A 15,388-nucleotide genomic window follows, 5' to 3' on the forward strand; every position below is an offset into this window, starting at 1 on the left:
CCTAGGCCCGGATGCCCGCGCGCGGCCGCACCAGGTTCTGCATGGACATGACGTCGCGCAGCACGGCGAGGTCGGGCTGGCCGGACATGAACTGGTCCGGGCAGTAGCCGAGGTGCTTCGCGCCGGCCACGCGCAGGCGCTCCATCTGCGCGCGCAGCGTCGTGCTGGGCACCGGCGCGTGCGTGCGCGTGTCCAGCGTGAGCAGCGCGAAGATGGTCCTGGCCAGCGCGCCCGGGTGCGCCGCCACGGCGGCGGCCAGGCTGTCCAGCCACGGCGCGGGCGGCGCGCCGCCGCCCGGGTCGGGATAGGCCAGCAGGTTGACGAAGTCGTAGTGCGCGGCGAACGCGTCGAGGTCCTGGCCCAGGCGCGGCGCCGCGCCGGGGCGCAGCACGGCGTCGGCCGGCAGGCTGCGCACGGTCAGCACGTTGCCGCCGCCCTGGTAGTCCTTGATGGCGTCGGCCAGTTGCCCAGTGAAGCGGACGAGGTGGTCGAGGCGGGCGTCCGACCAGCGCCGCAGCAGTTCGGGGTCGGCGTGGATGGCGGCGAGGTCGCGCGGCAGCCCCCAGTCCGCATAGGCCGCCAGCGCGGCTTCGCCGGCGTCTTCGTGCATGCCCAGGCTCGCGTCGTCGCCGAACACGATGCCGTTGAAGCTGGTGTAGCGCGCGAGGTCGTCGTAGATCTCGCGGATCGCGCGCCGCGCGAGCGGGTCGAACGGACTGAGCCGCGTGCGCTGGCGCGGGCCGCTGCCGTCCTGCAACGTGCCCGGCGTGGAGAGCACCAGGCGCGACGCCGCCGGATGGCCGGCCGGCAGCCGGAAGGCGAGCACCGGCATGGCGGCGTAGACCTGCACGCCGGCGCGCGTGATCAGCTGCCACGCGGCGCGCGAGAACAGGTCGGCGCGCACCGGCATGTGGCGGTTGGGGAAGTAGAGCGCCTGCGCCGTGCCGCTGCCGTCGGGGTCGTGGTAGGCCTGCAGGTAGACCGACTTCGGCTCCAGGTCCTTGATGCGGTCGAGCAGCCGCGACAGGCGCGCCTCCTGGCGCTCGGGGTCGGGGTCGTACACGTCGTCGAGCGCGACGTTGACCACGCGCTCGACCGGCTCGCTGTCGCCGCGGTAGGCCGACTGCTGGCGGAACTGGCCGAGCATGATGCCGGCGTCCCAGTCGTAGGAGACCAGCAGCCGGCGGATCTTGCTCAGCGGCACGTCCGGCGTGTTGGGGCCGTCGTCGAGCGTGAAATGCACGTGCATGCCGAGCTTGCGCGAGGCGCCGATCAGCACCGCGTTGTACATGCCGTAGGGCCACACCATCGAGCGCGGGCCGACGCCGGTGTTGGCGCGGATCAGCTCGGCGCTTTGCCGCAGGTCGGCGCCCACGCGGTCTTCGTACTCGGCGTCGGTCTCGTAGCGCCGCAGGGCGGCGAGATAGAGATGGGTGCTGGCCGCGGGCAGCTCGTTGCCCTGCGGGTTGGCCACCGCGCCGTAGTGCATGTCGTGCGTGTGCGAGGCGATCTCCACCAGCCCGGACTGCGCCATCTCGCGCAGGTTGCTCCAGCTCATGAAGTAGCCGCGCGGCATCAGCGACTTGTGGCTGATGCGCACCGGCCCCTGCGGCGATGCGTTGGTCCAGCTCGACACCACCGCCACCAGCGCCGGGTAGCCGTACTGCCGCAGCAGCGGAAAGGCCTTGCTGTACTGGCTTTCGTAGGCGTCGTCGAAGGTCAGCAGCACGGCGCGCGGCGGCAGCGGCGCGCCGCCGCGGCGCGAGGCGATGATCTGGTCGACGCTGACCGGGTGGAAGCCGTTGCCCTTGAGCCAGGCGAAGATGTTGTTGAGCGTGGCGGTGCTGATCGCGCAGGTGTCGGCCACGGTGTCCACGTCGGCGCGCAGGTCGTCGCGGATGTCGTGGAAGGCGAGCACGCGGAAGGTCAGTCCGTCGTCGCGGTCCGGCGGCGGCAGCAGCGGCAGGCCGTAGCGGGCGTGGACACTCTGGGCCACCGACAGCGCGCCGGCGAAGCCAAGGAATTTTCGGCGATTGAATTGGCTCATGATGACCTATAGCGGGACGTTGAGGTTGAGGTAGATCAGCTTGGTGGTCTCGCGCGTGCCGTCGTAGCGCTTGCTGCCCACGCCGATGCCGTAGGCCAGCGACGCCTTGCGGCCAAGCTGCCAGTACTGTTCGAGGCGGGCCTCCCACAGCATGCTGGTGCCGAAGTCGTTCTGGCGGTAGCCGCCGACGGTGGCGTAGACGCGCTGGCTGAACGATTTCTCGGCGTAGCGCCACGGCGTCCACTGGTACATGGAGCGCAGCTGCGCGGTGTAGTCGCGGCGCGGGTTGAAGTACGCGGTGTCGGCCAGCGTGTTGCTGCTGGTGCCCACGTCGAGCCAGAACGAGACCTGGTGGCGCGGCTGGTTCATCAGCCGCTGGTACCAGGTGCCTTCCCATAACTGGTGCAGGTTGGTGTCGCTGTAGCGCCCGACGCCGTACATCACGTTGAGGTAGCGCGCGTCGTCCTGCATGTAGCGCGCCGAGGCGGTGGCGCTGCGGCCGGTGACGCCGGCCTGGTAGGCCTTCCACGGCAGCGTGTTGTCGTCGGAGTCCACGCCCGCGCCGAAGCGCCAGTGGTCGCTGGGGCGGAACGCCACCGTGCCGGTGCCGCCGGTGCGGCCGTTGCCGCCGGCGGACTGGTGCACCTCGGCGGCGGCTTCCCAGCCGTCGCGGCGGAAGTCGCCGCCGATGCCGTTGCGCACGCGGCTGACGCTCTGGCCGTCGCCGGTGCTGGCGCGCCCGGAGAACTGGTGGGCGAACACGCGCCAGTAGCCCGCCAGCGGCTGCGAGTAGAGCTGCGTGTCGATGCTCCAGGCGGTGTCGGCGAGCACCGAGTTGCCGTGCTCGACGCCGGCGTTGACGATGAGCTGCGGGCTGTCGTAGGCGCGGTACTCGCGCTGGAAGTTCTTGACCGCGTTGTTGTCGGGGAAGTTGGCGCCGAACGCCGTGGCCACGGCGCCGGCCTTGTCGTACTGATGGATCTGCAGCGCGCTCTTGCCGAGCCCGGCCAGGCTTTCGACGTCGCCGGGGTGGTCGGCCTGCGCCTGCTCGTAGAGCGCCAGCGAGCCGTAGGGGCGCTCCAGCACCAGCGCGCCGTCGGCGCGCGCGCTCAGCAGGGTGGGGTCGAACGGCGCGTCCTTGCGCAATGCCTCCAGCGCCGCCACGCCTTCGGCGACGCGGTTGGTGTAGAGCAGGTATTGCGCCTGCAGCTTCTGCACGCGGCCGTACTCGGGGTTGACCTTGTCGGCGTCTTCGGAGAGCGCGTCGTGCTGCGGCGTCTTGCCCGCCATGGTGGCGATCAGCGCGCGCGCGGCCTCGTAGTGGCCCTGGTCGAGGTAGGCGAAGAACAGGCTTTCCTCCACGTCCGGCAGCGACAGCGCGTAGGGCTCGGGGGTCTCCTTGAGCGGATCGACCTGGCTTTGCAGCGCCTGCTCGTAGGCGCGCGCGGCGGGGCCGGGCTGGTCGAGGTAGCTGTAGGCGTCGCCGGCGGCGGCGTAGGCGGGCGCCGGCAGCGGCGCCGGCGCCTGCGAGAGCTGCGCGTACAGCGCGGTGGCCTCCTTCATGCGCCCGCGCACGGCCAGCGCGACGAGGCGGTCGGTCAGCGCGGCGCGGCGCACCGCGTCGTACTCGGCCTCGTCGGGGATGCGGGCCAGCAGCGCGTCGGCGTCGGCCAGCGCGCGGTCGGCCGCGTCCAGCCGGTCGGGGTCGTTGGAGGCGTTGGCCTGCTGGCGCGCCCAGCGCAGTTGCTGGGCCAGGCGCAGGTGCTCGAGCAGCAGCAGGTCGCGCGTGCCGAACACGTCGGGCCGCGCGGCGGCCTGCTCCAGCGCCAGGGCCGGCGAGCCGCCCTCGGCGAGGTCGAACAGGCGCTGCCTGAGCTGGTCGGGTCCGTCGGGCGCGGCGGGCTGCGCCATGCTCGGCGCGGGTGGCTGGGCCGGCGCCGGCTGTCTTGCCGCGGCGGTTGCGCATTGTTCGCGGGCGAACAGCGCCAGCAGGACGGCGGTCGTCCTGAGCGTGGTTCGCAAGCGCTTGCGGCTGTGCTGCGATGAGTTCACGTTGTTTCCCCCGGAGTGCGCTGCGACTACAGAAAAAGCGTCCCCGTCGGTGCGCGGCATATGCTTGCCGGCGCCGCTGCGGTGAGGCGAGGGGACGGTGCTGGCCCGGCGGCGCGGCGTGCCGCCCGCGCTGCCGGACCATGACTGCTGGCATCGACCAGATGCGAAGGCGCCGCCGGCTGGTGCCGGCCACGCCCGTGTTTCCCATCCAAGGCCGGCGCGGCCCGCGCGCGCCCTGCATCGTGGCGCCGCGGGCAGTTGCCTGCCGCTTGCTGCTTGCCTGCCCTGCCTGCGTGATCGCTTGCCGCCCGTGGGCGGGTGTCACGTTGCTGGCACACGCGAAGCAGTATTTGGCGATGCGGCGGGGCAGCGGCAGAGGCCATAAGCACTAGGCTCGCGGATGGCTGGCACGGTGGAGGCGTCCGCGCGGGGCGGGCTGCGCCGGCGCCGTTGCCTGGCGCGGCGCGGCGGGCATGCCGGCCCGCGATCGGTGGCGGCGGTCCGGTGCCGGGGATGGTTGGCGCCGGGCACTCGGATGGTCCCGCGCCGGCGCCGGGGTGGAATTGTGCGGATGAGGGTCATCCGGACGGACTACCTGCCGGGAGGGCCGCCGTGTTTCAAAACCGTGGCAGTCGTGTGCTTCGCCTGAAGGAAATGCGCGGCGCGCGATGGCGGCGAGGTGAAAATCAAAAAAATACCCCACCGAGCTACTAAGTTGTTTTACGGTAAATATTGGAAAAAATACGCGATCGGCATCGATGCCGATATCAATGCCGATGCCGGATCGGCATTGCGGCGCGCGCAATCCGATGCCGGACCGGTTTGCTTCCGGCATGCCGCGCCGTGCCACCGGGCGGTGGCATGGCGGCATCGGCCGGGGGAGCGTGCGGGGGGGCTACGTGCAGCAGTGGCCGCCGGCATCCTCGGGCGCGGGCTGCCGCCGCGGCCCGCGCGCAGCCGGCGCGTCGCCGCGGGCGGCGCCGAAGCTGGTGGCCAGCAGCTTGCCGAACGCGTTGAGCAGCACGTCCGAGTTCAGGCCGTTGGCGCCGGCCAGCGCGGGGCAGATGATCCAGGTGGTGCCGTCGCCGCGGAACACGCGCAGCGACATCACCAGGTCGGCGGGCTGCAGCTGCCATTCGTCCGCCACGGTCTTGCCGAGCCCGAACGCGCGGATGAAGTCCTGCGTGTGGCGCTGGCCGAAGCAGACCACCACCTTGGGCTGCCAGCACGCGCAGATGCGGGCCAGGAAGCGAAAGCGCCCGCCGAAGCGGCACAGGTCGAGGTAGCGCTCCTTGGGCAGCAGCGCGGGCTGGCCGCGGAACACGGTCGACCACCTGGCGACGCCGTCGAGCTGGTCTGGCACGGGGAACAGGTTGAGCTTGAACTCGGCGCCGTCGGGGCTGAACAGTTCCTGCTCGAAATACGGTTTCCAGTCGGTGTCGCTCAGGCGCCGGCCCAGCACCTCGGCGCGCGCCGCGGCCATGATGCGCGCGATGCGCTGGTAGCTCAGCCATCGGGCCATGCTGTCGCGGTGCTCGGCGCGGAAGGCCGCGTCCCAGGCGTGCGGCGCCAGGCGCGGCAGCAGCGGCGCGCGCAGCGGCTCGGTCCAGCGCTGCGGGCTGCTGTCGCAGAACCAGACCGCCGCCGCCGGGTTGCCGCCTTCCATCCCCACGTAGGAGGAAAAATAGGTATCCAGTTCCTGGCTCGTGAACACGGTCGTATCTTTCATGCGTCTCCTCGGATGGCGTGGTACGGGCTGTGCGGGTTGCCGGCCGCGCCGCGCAGGCGGCCTCCTGGAAGTCGTTTCAAGATGAAGCGAAGCGGTCCTGGCCAGGCGCGCGGCCGCGGACAGTACAAGCAGTACTTGCCGTGCCGCGCAACGACGCCAGGATCTTCTTGAAACGACGCCTTATGCAAGAAGCCCACCGGCGGTGGGCTCCTGGCGGCTCATGGCGAAAGCAGCGGGGGAAAGGCCGTGGCCCCGGGGTCCGGCAGCAGCGAGCGCAGGCCGAGCTGGTCCGCGAGGTAGGGGCCGATCAGGCGGTTGCCCGCATCGCCGGGATGCTCGTCGTCCGCCATGTAGCCGCTGGCGGTGGCCTGCGCGAACGAGCCGAGCAGCGCGCGCAGGTCGACGTAGCCGGCGCCGGTCTGCGTGGCGACGCTCTGCTTGCGCGGCGCGAACGCGGCCAGCGCGGAGATCTGCCAGTCGCGCGTCTCGCCGGACTGCACCACCAGGATGCGCGTGGCCGGGCTGGCGGCGACGATGTCCTGGATGACGGCGAGCAGGTCGGACTCGTGCTGCTGCGCGGTGCGGGAATAGCGGTCGTTGAGGCCGCCGTTGAGCAGGTAGGCGGCGGGCTTGAGCGCGGCGAACCATTGCCGGCGCATGTCGCTGTCCTGCGCGGCCACCGCGGCTAGGCGCCGGCCGCGCTGGCCGGTGTTGCCGAGCTGGATGCCGAGGCTGCCGAGCGAGAACAGCGCGCCGAACACCGTCACCTTGCCGGTGATCTGGCTGCAGCCCACGCCCACGCCGCCACCGCCGGCGGCCGGCTGGTAGGCCAGGTCGATCCACGCCAGCGTGTTGGCGGCGGCGTCGGTCTGCACGGCCTGCCCGGCGTCGCCCGCGTTGGTGGTCCGGCACTGCATGGCGCCGCCGCCGGGCTGCCGGAGGTAGAACAGCCGCGCGCTCGACCACAGGCTGGGCGGGGTCAGCGAGAAGGCGGCGGTGCCGGTGCCCGCGTCGGTGGCGATGCCGCGCCCGTCGAGCGAGAGCCTGCCCATCGGGTCATGGATGTGGAGGCGGCGCAGGTCGGCGGTCCTGGTGGCGGCGAGGTCGTCGAACGGCAGGTAGCCGGGCCCGCCGTCGCCGAGGCCGCCGCGCGTGGCGGCGAGGAAATAAGCGCGCCACGTACTGCCGTGCGCGCCCGCGGTGAGCCCGTCGATGCCGGCGAGCACCAGGGTGTGCGCCTGCGCGTCGGCGCCGCCGGGCGGTGGCGTGGAAGGGGGATTGGCCGGATTGGCCGGGTTGGCGGGGTTGCCGGCGACGGGTGCCGGCGAGCCGCTGGCGTCGGCGGTGCCGGCGTGGCCGCCGCCGCCGCCGTCGCCGCCGCAACCGCCCAGCGCGGTTGCCGCCACGAGCACGATGAATGCCAGAAGCCTGCTGAATTGCGCGTTCAATTGCATCTGTGTCTCCCCCGGTTCAATTGCGTCGGATTGCGTCGAATTGCGGTGGGCCTTTTAATGCAAGGCGGAATCCTGCTAATGACCAGATGATTTTGTCTGCAAAAAATCGTATTTCAAACAGATTCTAGTTTTAGGGTATTCGTGTAAAAAGCACATGCACCAGAAATCCCCACATACGAGTGGTATTTCATCTACGATGCCGGCGCGAGGCGGGAAGGAGAGAGGCGGGAAGGGGAAATGCGGGAGGGCGTGCCGGGAATGGCCGCGGTTTCAGCGGCGCCCGCCCGCCGCGATCATGTCGATGAAGTCCTGCATGTAGCCGCGCACGTACTGGTCCTCTCGCAGGCTGACCGAGGCCATCGACGGCGGGAACAGCTCGCCGGTGTCGATCACGGCGAGGTCGGTGTCGCGCCGCGGCTCCACCGCCATCTGCTGCACCACCGCCACGCCGAGGCCGGCGGCCACGTAGGCCTTGATCACGTTGGCGTCGGTGGCGCGCACCACCACGCGCGGCGACAGGCCGCGGCGCTGGAACTCGCGCGTGACCATCCATCCCGAATTGAAGTGCTCGTCGTAGGTCACGAGCGGATAGCGCGCGATGTCCTCCACGCTCACGCGCGCGAGCTTGAGCAGCGGATGGCGGCGCGGCACGATCAGGCAGCGCGGAATGGGATAGGCCGGCAGCGCGACGATGCCTTCGGGCGTGTTGTCCGGCAGCGTGGAGATGCCGAGGTCCACCGCGTTGTCGCTGACCCACTGCACGATCTGCGCGGGATGGCCCTGCAGCAGTTCGAGGTTGACCGCCGGATGGGCCTTGCTGAAGCGGCGGATCACGTCCGGCAGGCCGTAGCGCGCGTGGATGTGGGTGGTGCCCACGCGCAGCGTGCCGCTGCCGCCGGCCTGCCCCGCGCCGGCCAGGCCCGCGAGCGCGCGCGTGTCGTTGAGCACGCGGCGCGACAGCGCCTGCGCTTCCTGGCCCGCGTCGGTCAGGCCGACCAGCCGGTTGCCGCGGCGCACGAACAGTTCCACGCCGATCTCGTTTTCGAGCGAGCGGATCAGCTTGCTGACCGCCGGCTGGGTGGTGTGCAGCGCATCCGCGGCGCGCGAGATGCTGAGCTGACTGGCGATGACCGCCTGCAGGCAGCGCAATTGCTGGAGGGTCATATCATGCCATTCCGGTAATGATTGTCTACGAACATGTCATTTTACAGAAAGAAGCCCGAAGCCCAGAATGGCCCCACCGATCGAGGAGACAAAGGCTTCCCGCCATGACAAGCAGCGTGTTCGACCAGCCGCTCCAGCAGCACATGTGGAGTACCGATGAAATGCGCGCGGTGTTCTCGGAAGAGAACCGCGTGCAGAAGTGGTTCGACTTCGAGGCCGCGCTGGCGGCCGCGCAGGCGGAACTCGGCATGATTCCCGCGGCCGCGGCCGCCGAGATCGGCGCGAAGGCGCGCGTGGCGGACATCGACCTGCCCGCGCTGGCCGCCGAGACGCGCCGCGTGAAGCACCCGCTGGTGCCGGCGGTGCGCGCGCTGCAGCGCCAGTGCGCGGGCGGGCTGGGCGAGTTCGTGCATTTCGGGCCGACCTCGCAGGACGTCTACGACACCGGCATGATGCTCCAGGTGCGGCAGGCCCACGCCATCCTGATGCGGGACCTGACCGCGGTGTCGCGCGAGCTGTACCGGCTGGCCGACGAGCACAAGCACACGCCGATGGCCGGGCGCACGCACGGCGTGCAGGCCCTGCCGATCACCTTCGGCCACAAGTGCGCGATCTGGCTGTCGGAGCTGGGCCGCCACCACGAGCGCATGCGCGCGCTGGAGCCGCGCACCTTCGTCGGCCAGATGGTGGGCGCGGTGGGCACGCAGGCTTCGTTCGGCGAGCAGGCCGGTGCGCTGGAGGCGCGCCTGATGGCGCGCCTCGGGCTGGGCGTGGCGCCGATCAGCTGGCAGCCGGCGCGCGACCGCCTGGGCGAGTACGTGAGCGTGCTCGGCCTGATCGGCGCCTCGCTGGGCAAGATCGCCAACGAGATCATGAACCTGGAGGGCGACGAGACCGGCGAGCTGGCCGAGCCGTTCAGCGAGGGCAAGGTCGGTTCCTCCACCATGCCGCACAAGCGCAACCCGGCCGTGGTGGAAACCGTGGTCACGCTCAGCCGCGCGATCCGCTACAGCGTGGCGATGATGCACGACGCGCAGATGGCCGAGCACGAGCGCGACGTGGCCGCGGTGCGCATGGAGTGGAAGGCGGTGCCGGAGGCCTGCATGATGGCCGCGGCGATGCTGCAGATGATGCAGTACGCGCTGTCCGGCCTCACCGTGAACGCCGCGCGCATGCGCGCCAACCTCGACCTGCTGGGCGGCTTCCTGATGTCGGAGCGCGTGATGTTCGCGCTGGCCGACAAGGTCGGCAAGCAGAGCGCGCACGAACTGGTCTACGCCGCCGCCATGCAGGGCATGGAGGGCGGCATCACCTTCGAGCAGGCGCTGTCGCGCGACCCGGCGATCCGCGCCGCGCTCGAGCCGGCCGCGCTCAAGGCGCTGCTCGATCCCGCCACCTACGTCGGCCAGGCGCCGCGCATCGTCGAGCGCTTCCTGGCCGAGACCCGGGCCAGCGGCTGGCTCGACTGACGGCGCGCGCCGCATCCAGACGACACATAACAAACACACGTCACACAGACAGGAGACACAACCATGAACCGGATTGCCAGGATATCGAGACGCATGGCCGCGCTGGCGCTGCTGTGCACGGGCGCCGCGCTGGCGGCCCCCGCGCAGGCCGACGGCTACCCGAACCACCCCGTGCGGCTGGTGGTGCCCTATCCGGTGGGCGGCGGCGGCGACACCGTGGCGCGCCCGCTGACGATGTACATGTCGGAACACATGGGCCAGCGCATCATCGTCGACAACCGCGGCGGCGCCAACGGCAACATCGGCATGGACCTGGTGGCCAAGTCCGATCCGGACGGCTATACGCTGGCGCTGGCGCTGACCTCGCAGCTTGCCGTCAACCCGAGCCTGTACCGCCACCTGTCGTATGACCCGGTCAAGGATTTCGAGCCGGTCTCGCTGCTGGCCTCGGCGCCGTATTTCCTGGTGGTCAATCCCTCCGTGCCGGCCAAGACCCTGGCCGAGTTCATCAAGCTGGTCAAGGCGAACCCGGGCAAGTACACCTATGGCTCGTCCGGCAACGGCAGCGGGCCGCACCTGTCGATGGAGCTGCTCAAGTCGATGGCCGGGCTCAACCTCGTGCACGTGCCGTACAAGGGCACGGGGCCGGCCATGCCGGCGCTGCTGGCCGGGGAGGTCAGCGCGATGTTCGCCAGCTACGGCGTGGCGTCGCAGCAGATCAAGGCCGGCAAGCTGCGCGTGCTGGCCGTGTCCACCGCGCAGCGCGCGGCCTCCATGCCCGACGTGCCGACCATCGCCGAGGCCGGCGTGCCCGGCTACGAGTCCAACGTGTGGTACGCGCTGCTGGCGCCGCGCGGCACGCCGCGGCCCATCATCGACAAGCTCAGCGCGGAGATCGCCGAGCTGATCAAGAGCTCGGACCTGCGCAAGCGCTTCATGTTCGACGGCATCGTGCCGGTGGGCTCCACGCCCGAGGCGCTGGGCGCCTACATCCAGTCCGAGAGCGTCAAGTGGTCGGCCATCGTCAAGCGCTCGGGCGCGACGATCGACTGAGCCTTGCCGCTCCGACATTCCTTCATACGAAAACATAGCCAGGATCAAAGGAATTCCAACAATGAAGATCGAACGCGTAGAGGCCATCGCCGTCCGCATCCCGCTCAACAAGGTGTTTTCCGGCAGCTCGTACAAGGTCGACAGCCGCGCCACGGTGATCACCCGCATCCACACCAGTTCCGGGCTGGTGAGCGAGGTCTACAACGGCGACCCGCGCGAGCACGGCCCCGAGATCGCGCGCATGATCGAGCAGGACATGGCGCCGCTGCTGATCGGCGAATCGGTGCATGCCAGCGAGCGCATCTGGGAAAAGCTGTTCTGCCTGACCATCCGCGCGGCCGACCGGCCGCTGGTGATGAACGCCATCGCCTGCGTCGATTCGGCGGTGTGGGACCTGGCCGGCAAGGCGCTCGGCATCAATGTGTGCCGGCTGATGGGCGGCTACCGCCAGGAGCTGCCCATCATCGCCATCGCCGGCTATTACCTGCCCGGCAAGACGCCGGCCGACCTCGCCGGCGAGATGGCGTGGCTGCGCTCGGTGGGCATGGCCGGCTGCAAGGTCAAGGTGGGCGGCGCGACGCCCGAGGTGGACGCCGAGCGCGTGAAGTACGCGCGCGAAGGCGGCGGCGACGATTTCCTGCTGGCGGTGGACGCCAACCGCGGCTGGAGCGTGGAGGAAGCCACGCGCTTCGCCCGCCTCGTCGAGCGCTACGACATCGCGTGGTTCGAGGAACCGTGCCACTGGCACGACGACGTGCGCGGCATGGCCGAGGTGCGGCGCGCCACCTCGATCCCCATCAACGCGGGCCAGAGCGAGGTCAGCGCGGCGGGCGTGCGCCGCCTGCTCGACGCCGGCGCGGTGGACATCGTCAACTTCGACGCCTCGGAGGGCGGCGGCATCACCGAATGGCGCCGCGCGGCGGCGGCCTGCGCGCTGGCCGGCGTGCGCATGGCGCACCACGAGGAGCCGCAGATCGCCTCGCACATGCTCGGCGCGCTGCCGCACGGCATCTGCGTGGAGTGCTTCCCGGACCCGGACCGCGATCCGATCTTCCCCGGCATGTGGGCCAACCCGCCGCACATCAAGGACGGCATCATGGCGATCCCGCAAGGCCCGGGCTTCGGCATCGAGCTGGACTGGGACATGGTCAAGCGGTACCGCATCAACTGAACCATCGGGCGGCCGGCGGGCGATGTCATGCTGTGGGACAATCGCCGCGTGATGCACAAGACCACCACGCGGGAACTGCCCGCCGCCATGCGCCACGCCATCTGTCGCATCACCGCGATGGGCGGGCGGCCGCCCTGGCAGCTCCCATGTCCATGAATCTCCCATGTCCATGAGCGAGTCCACCAGCCAGACGCCATTCCCGATGTCATCCGTCGCCAGCGCGGCGGGTATTGCCACGTTCGACAGCCTGCCGCTGGACGGCGGCGGCGCGCTCTCGCCGGTGCGCCTGGCGTGGTCGCGCTACGGGCCGGAGCCCGCGCACGCGCGTTCGGTGGTGCTGCTGCTGCACGGCATTTCAGGCAGCCATCACGCGCTGCCGCCCGCCAGCGGACCGGCCCATCCCGATGCCGGCTGGGCCAGCGCCTGGCTGGGGCCGGACGCGCTTCTCGACACGCGGCAGACCTGCGTGCTGGTGCCCAACGCGCTGGGCTCCTGCTTCGGCAGCAGCGGCCCGGCCGATTCTCCTGCCGCGTCTGCTACATCTGCCACGTCTGCCGCGGATTTCCCGCCGGTTTCCATCGCGGACACGGTGCGCCTGCAGGGGCTGTGGCTGCGCTCGCTCGGCGTGGCGCGCCTGGATGCCGTGCTCGGTTTTTCCTATGGCGGATACCAGGCGTTCCAGTGGGCGGTGGCCGGACCCGTGCCGGCGGCGCGGGTGGTGGTGCTGGCCTCGGCGCCGCGCGGCAACGGCACCGCGCAGGATGTGACCCAGCTGCGCCAGCTCGCCGCCGCGCTCGACGCGGGCGTGCCGGCCGCGCGCGAAGCCTGGGTCGCCATGCGGCGCGCGACCTTGCAGCGCTACGGCTACGCCGCGTGGCTCGCCGACCGTCAGCCGCATGACATGAATGCCGTGGAAGCCCGCCTGCGGGGCGAGGCCGAAGCCTGGGCCACGCGCTTTTCGCCGTGGTCGCTGGCGGCCCTGCGCGATGCCGCCCGCCGCTTCGACGCGAGCGCGGCGCTGGCGGCGGCGCCCATGCCGGTCCACTGGCTGCGTTGTACCTCCGACGTATTGTTTCCTCCCGACGACGATGCCGCGGCAGCGGCGGCCCGCGCGGACTATCCGGCCTCCGTCGTGCGCGCCACCGTGCACGGGCGCTACGGACATCTGTCGCCGTTGCTGGAAGCGGAGGCCTGGCAGGCGCCGCTGCGTCTGGCATTGCGGTAGCGCCGGTCCCGTCGCCGCGCCTGGCATGACTGGCCGCGCCCTGGGCGCGGCCTTGTTCATTTGTGCCTGGCCCGGGTCATTTCTGGTCCGGCGCATCCGCGGCATCCGCTGCATCCGCCGCATGGCCCGGCACGCGGCCGACCATCTCGGTGGCGCGCAGGAACGCGAAATCGCAGCCTTTGTCGGCCTGCGTGATCTGCTCGAGGAACAGCTTGCGGTAGCCGCGCAGGGGGGCCGCCGGCGCCGCCGGCGCGGGCTGCTGCGTCAGCGCCTCGCGGCGGCGCGCGAGTTCTGCGTCCGATACCAGCAGCGCGATGCTGCGCGCCGATACGCTCAGGCGGATGCGGTCGCCGCTGCGCACCAGCGCGAGCGGCCCGCCGAGCGCCGCCTCGGGCGTGACGTGCAGCACGATGGTGCCGGCCGCGGTGCCGCTCATGCGGCCGTCGGAGATGCGCACCATGTCCTTGACGCCGGCGCTGGCCAGCTTCTTGGGAATGGGCAGGTAGCCGGCCTCGGGCATGCCGGGCGCGCCGGCCGGGCCGATGTGCTTGAGCACCAGGATGTCGTCGGCGTGGACGTCGAGCTCGGGGTCGTCGATGCGGCTGGCGAGGTCCGCCGAATCCTCGAACACCACGGCGCGGCCTTCGTGCTCCATCAGTTCCGGGTTGGCGGCGGACTGCTTGATGATGGCGCCGCCGGGCGCGAGGTTGCCGCGCAGGAAGGCGATGCCGCCGGCCGGGTAGATCGGGTCGGCGATGGGCCGCACCACGGTCTGCGGGAACGGCCGGAACGCATCGATCTCCTCGCCGAGCGTGCGGCCGGTGACGGTCAGCGCGTCGAGATGCAGCAGCGGGCGCAGCTCGCGCAGCACCGCGGGCATGCCGCCGGCGAAATGCAGGTCTTCCATGTAGTGCTGGCCGGACGGCTTGAGGTCGACCAGCACCGGCGTCTCGCGGCTCATGCGGTCGAAGGCGTCGAGGTCCACCTCGAAGCCCATGCGGCCGGCGATGGCGGTCAGGTGGATGATGCCGTTGGTCGAGCCGCCGATGGCGAGCAGCACGCGCAGGGCGTTCTCGAACGCCTTGGCGGTGAGGATGCGGTCCGGCGTGAGGCCCGTGCGCGCGATCTCGACGGCCTGCCTGCCGCTGAGCTCGGCGATGCGGATGCGGTCGGAGGTGACGGCCGGCGGCGAGGCGCCGCCCGGCATGACGATGCCGAGCGCCTCGCCCAGGCACGCCATCGTGCTGGCCGTGCCCATCACCGAGCAGGTGCCGACGCTGGCCACCAGCTTGCCGTTGACCTCGGTGATCTCCTGCTCGTCGATCTCCTGGGCGCGGAAGCGCCCCCAGTAGCGGCGGCAGTCGGTGCACGCGCCCACGCGCTCGCCGCGATGGCCGCCGGTCAGCATCGAGCCGGTGATGAGCTGCACCATCGGGATGTTGGCCGAGGCCGCGCCCATCAGCTGCGCCGGCACGGTCTTGTCGCAGCCGCCGATCAGCACCACCGCGTCCATCGGCTGCGCGCGGATCATTTCCTCGGTGTCCATCGACATGAGGTTGCGCAGGTACATGCTGGTGGGCGCGGAAAAGCTCTCGGCGATCGAGATGGTGGGGAAGTCGATCGCCAGCCCGCCGGCCATCATCACGCCGCGCTTGACCGCCTCGATCAGTTGCGGCGCGTTGCCGTGGCACGGGTTGTAGCCGCTGCCGGTGTTGACCACGCCGACGATGGTGCGGTCGAGCGCCTCGTCGGTGTAGCCGGCGCCCTTGATGAACGCCTTGCGCAGGAACAGGGAGAAGCCGGTGTCACCGTAGTTGGTGAGGCCCTTGCGAAGGCCGCGCGGCAGGACGACGGTGGTGCCGTCCTTGGGAGTCTGAGGCATGGTGAACGCTCTCCGGATAATTATCAATAATACTATTGACGGATTCTGGCACGAACGCCGGGGCTTGTCGAGCGGAGATCGCCGGGGAGCGGAAGAGGGTGAGGGCTGGCATGGCCAGCCGGCGTGGCCGGCGCGTGTGACC

At 70.8% G+C, this 15,388-nt stretch carries 10 protein-coding genes; 4 read left to right on the forward strand and 6 right to left on the reverse strand.

Annotated features, from left to right (window positions below; translation table 11 throughout):
* Position 1: 1 nt before the first annotated feature.
* From pgaB to AC3WXD_RS01085, 5 genes are all read right to left on the reverse strand, one after another.
* The gene (gene pgaB / locus AC3WXD_RS01065; protein WP_492322832.1) at positions 2-2,047 is read right to left on the reverse strand and encodes a poly-beta-1,6-N-acetyl-D-glucosamine N-deacetylase PgaB; all 2,046 of its coding nucleotides are present in this window, start codon (positions 2,045-2,047) and stop codon (positions 2-4) included.
* Positions 2,048-2,053: 6 nt separating this feature from the next.
* The gene (pgaA, locus tag AC3WXD_RS01070) at positions 2,054-4,099 is read right to left on the reverse strand and encodes a poly-beta-1,6 N-acetyl-D-glucosamine export porin PgaA (protein ID WP_492322833.1); all 2,046 of its coding nucleotides are present in this window, start codon (positions 4,097-4,099) and stop codon (positions 2,054-2,056) included.
* A gap of 895 nt (positions 4,100-4,994) precedes the next feature.
* Positions 4,995-5,828 (reverse strand): hypothetical protein, encoded by an 834-nt coding sequence (locus AC3WXD_RS01075; protein WP_020201498.1) that lies wholly within the window; start codon positions 5,826-5,828, stop codon positions 4,995-4,997.
* A 218-nt stretch (positions 5,829-6,046) separates the two neighbouring features.
* Positions 6,047-7,282 (reverse strand): SGNH/GDSL hydrolase family protein, encoded by a 1,236-nt coding sequence (locus tag AC3WXD_RS01080; RefSeq protein ID WP_492322834.1) that lies wholly within the window; start codon positions 7,280-7,282, stop codon positions 6,047-6,049.
* 270 nt (positions 7,283-7,552) lie between these two features.
* Entirely contained in the window at positions 7,553-8,446 is an 894-nt protein-coding gene (locus tag AC3WXD_RS01085; protein ID WP_020201497.1) for a LysR substrate-binding domain-containing protein, read from the reverse strand.
* A gap of 104 nt (positions 8,447-8,550) precedes the next feature.
* On the opposite strand from AC3WXD_RS01085, the gene purB reads away from it, so the two are divergent.
* The 4 genes from purB (at position 8,551) to AC3WXD_RS01105 (ending at position 13,364) form a co-directional block, all read left to right on the forward strand.
* Positions 8,551-9,915 (forward strand): adenylosuccinate lyase, encoded by a 1,365-nt coding sequence (gene purB, locus AC3WXD_RS01090; protein ID WP_059414014.1) that lies wholly within the window; start codon positions 8,551-8,553, stop codon positions 9,913-9,915.
* A 63-nt stretch (positions 9,916-9,978) separates the two neighbouring features.
* Positions 9,979-10,968: a Bug family tripartite tricarboxylate transporter substrate binding protein gene (locus AC3WXD_RS01095; RefSeq protein ID WP_029043284.1), complete on the forward strand. Its 990-nt coding sequence runs from the start codon at positions 9,979-9,981 to the stop codon at positions 10,966-10,968.
* Between the two features lie 61 nt (positions 10,969-11,029).
* Positions 11,030-12,139, forward strand: coding sequence for a mandelate racemase/muconate lactonizing enzyme family protein (locus tag AC3WXD_RS01100; RefSeq protein WP_492322835.1), 1,110 nt, complete (start codon positions 11,030-11,032; stop codon positions 12,137-12,139).
* Positions 12,140-12,302: 163 nt separating this feature from the next.
* Positions 12,303-13,364 carry an alpha/beta fold hydrolase gene (locus AC3WXD_RS01105; RefSeq protein WP_492322836.1) on the forward strand — a complete coding sequence of 354 codons (1,062 nt, stop codon included), beginning with the start codon at positions 12,303-12,305 and terminating at the stop codon, positions 13,362-13,364.
* Positions 13,365-13,440: 76 nt separating this feature from the next.
* Here the strand turns inward: AC3WXD_RS01105 and AC3WXD_RS01110 are convergent, their stop codons facing one another.
* A complete protein-coding gene (locus AC3WXD_RS01110) occupies positions 13,441-15,246 on the reverse strand; it encodes an IlvD/Edd family dehydratase (protein WP_492322837.1) in 1,806 nt (601 codons plus the stop codon).
* Positions 15,247-15,388: the final 142 nt, after the last annotated feature.

The organism is Cupriavidus sp. FW216-B1 (genome assembly GCF_058789195.1).

Bases quoted from the DNA above. Each gene is read 5' to 3' on its own strand.
- AC3WXD_RS01075 (WP_020201498.1), bottom strand. From the start codon at position 5,828: ATGAAAGATACGACCGTGTTCACGAGCCAGGAACTGGATACCTATTTT.
- AC3WXD_RS01105 (WP_492322836.1), top strand. From the start codon at position 12,303: ATGTCCATGAGCGAGTCCACCAGCCAGACGCCATTCCCGATGTCATCC.
- AC3WXD_RS01095 (WP_029043284.1), top strand. From the start codon at position 9,979: ATGAACCGGATTGCCAGGATATCGAGACGCATGGCCGCGCTGGCGCTG.
- AC3WXD_RS01085 (WP_020201497.1), bottom strand. From the start codon at position 8,446: ATGACCCTCCAGCAATTGCGCTGCCTGCAGGCGGTCATCGCCAGTCAG.
- AC3WXD_RS01100 (WP_492322835.1), top strand. From the start codon at position 11,030: ATGAAGATCGAACGCGTAGAGGCCATCGCCGTCCGCATCCCGCTCAAC.
- AC3WXD_RS01080 (WP_492322834.1), bottom strand. From the start codon at position 7,282: ATGCAATTGAACGCGCAATTCAGCAGGCTTCTGGCATTCATCGTGCTC.
- purB (WP_059414014.1), top strand. From the start codon at position 8,551: ATGACAAGCAGCGTGTTCGACCAGCCGCTCCAGCAGCACATGTGGAGT.
- AC3WXD_RS01110 (WP_492322837.1), bottom strand. From the start codon at position 15,246: ATGCCTCAGACTCCCAAGGACGGCACCACCGTCGTCCTGCCGCGCGGC.
- pgaB (WP_492322832.1), bottom strand. From the start codon at position 2,047: ATGAGCCAATTCAATCGCCGAAAATTCCTTGGCTTCGCCGGCGCGCTG.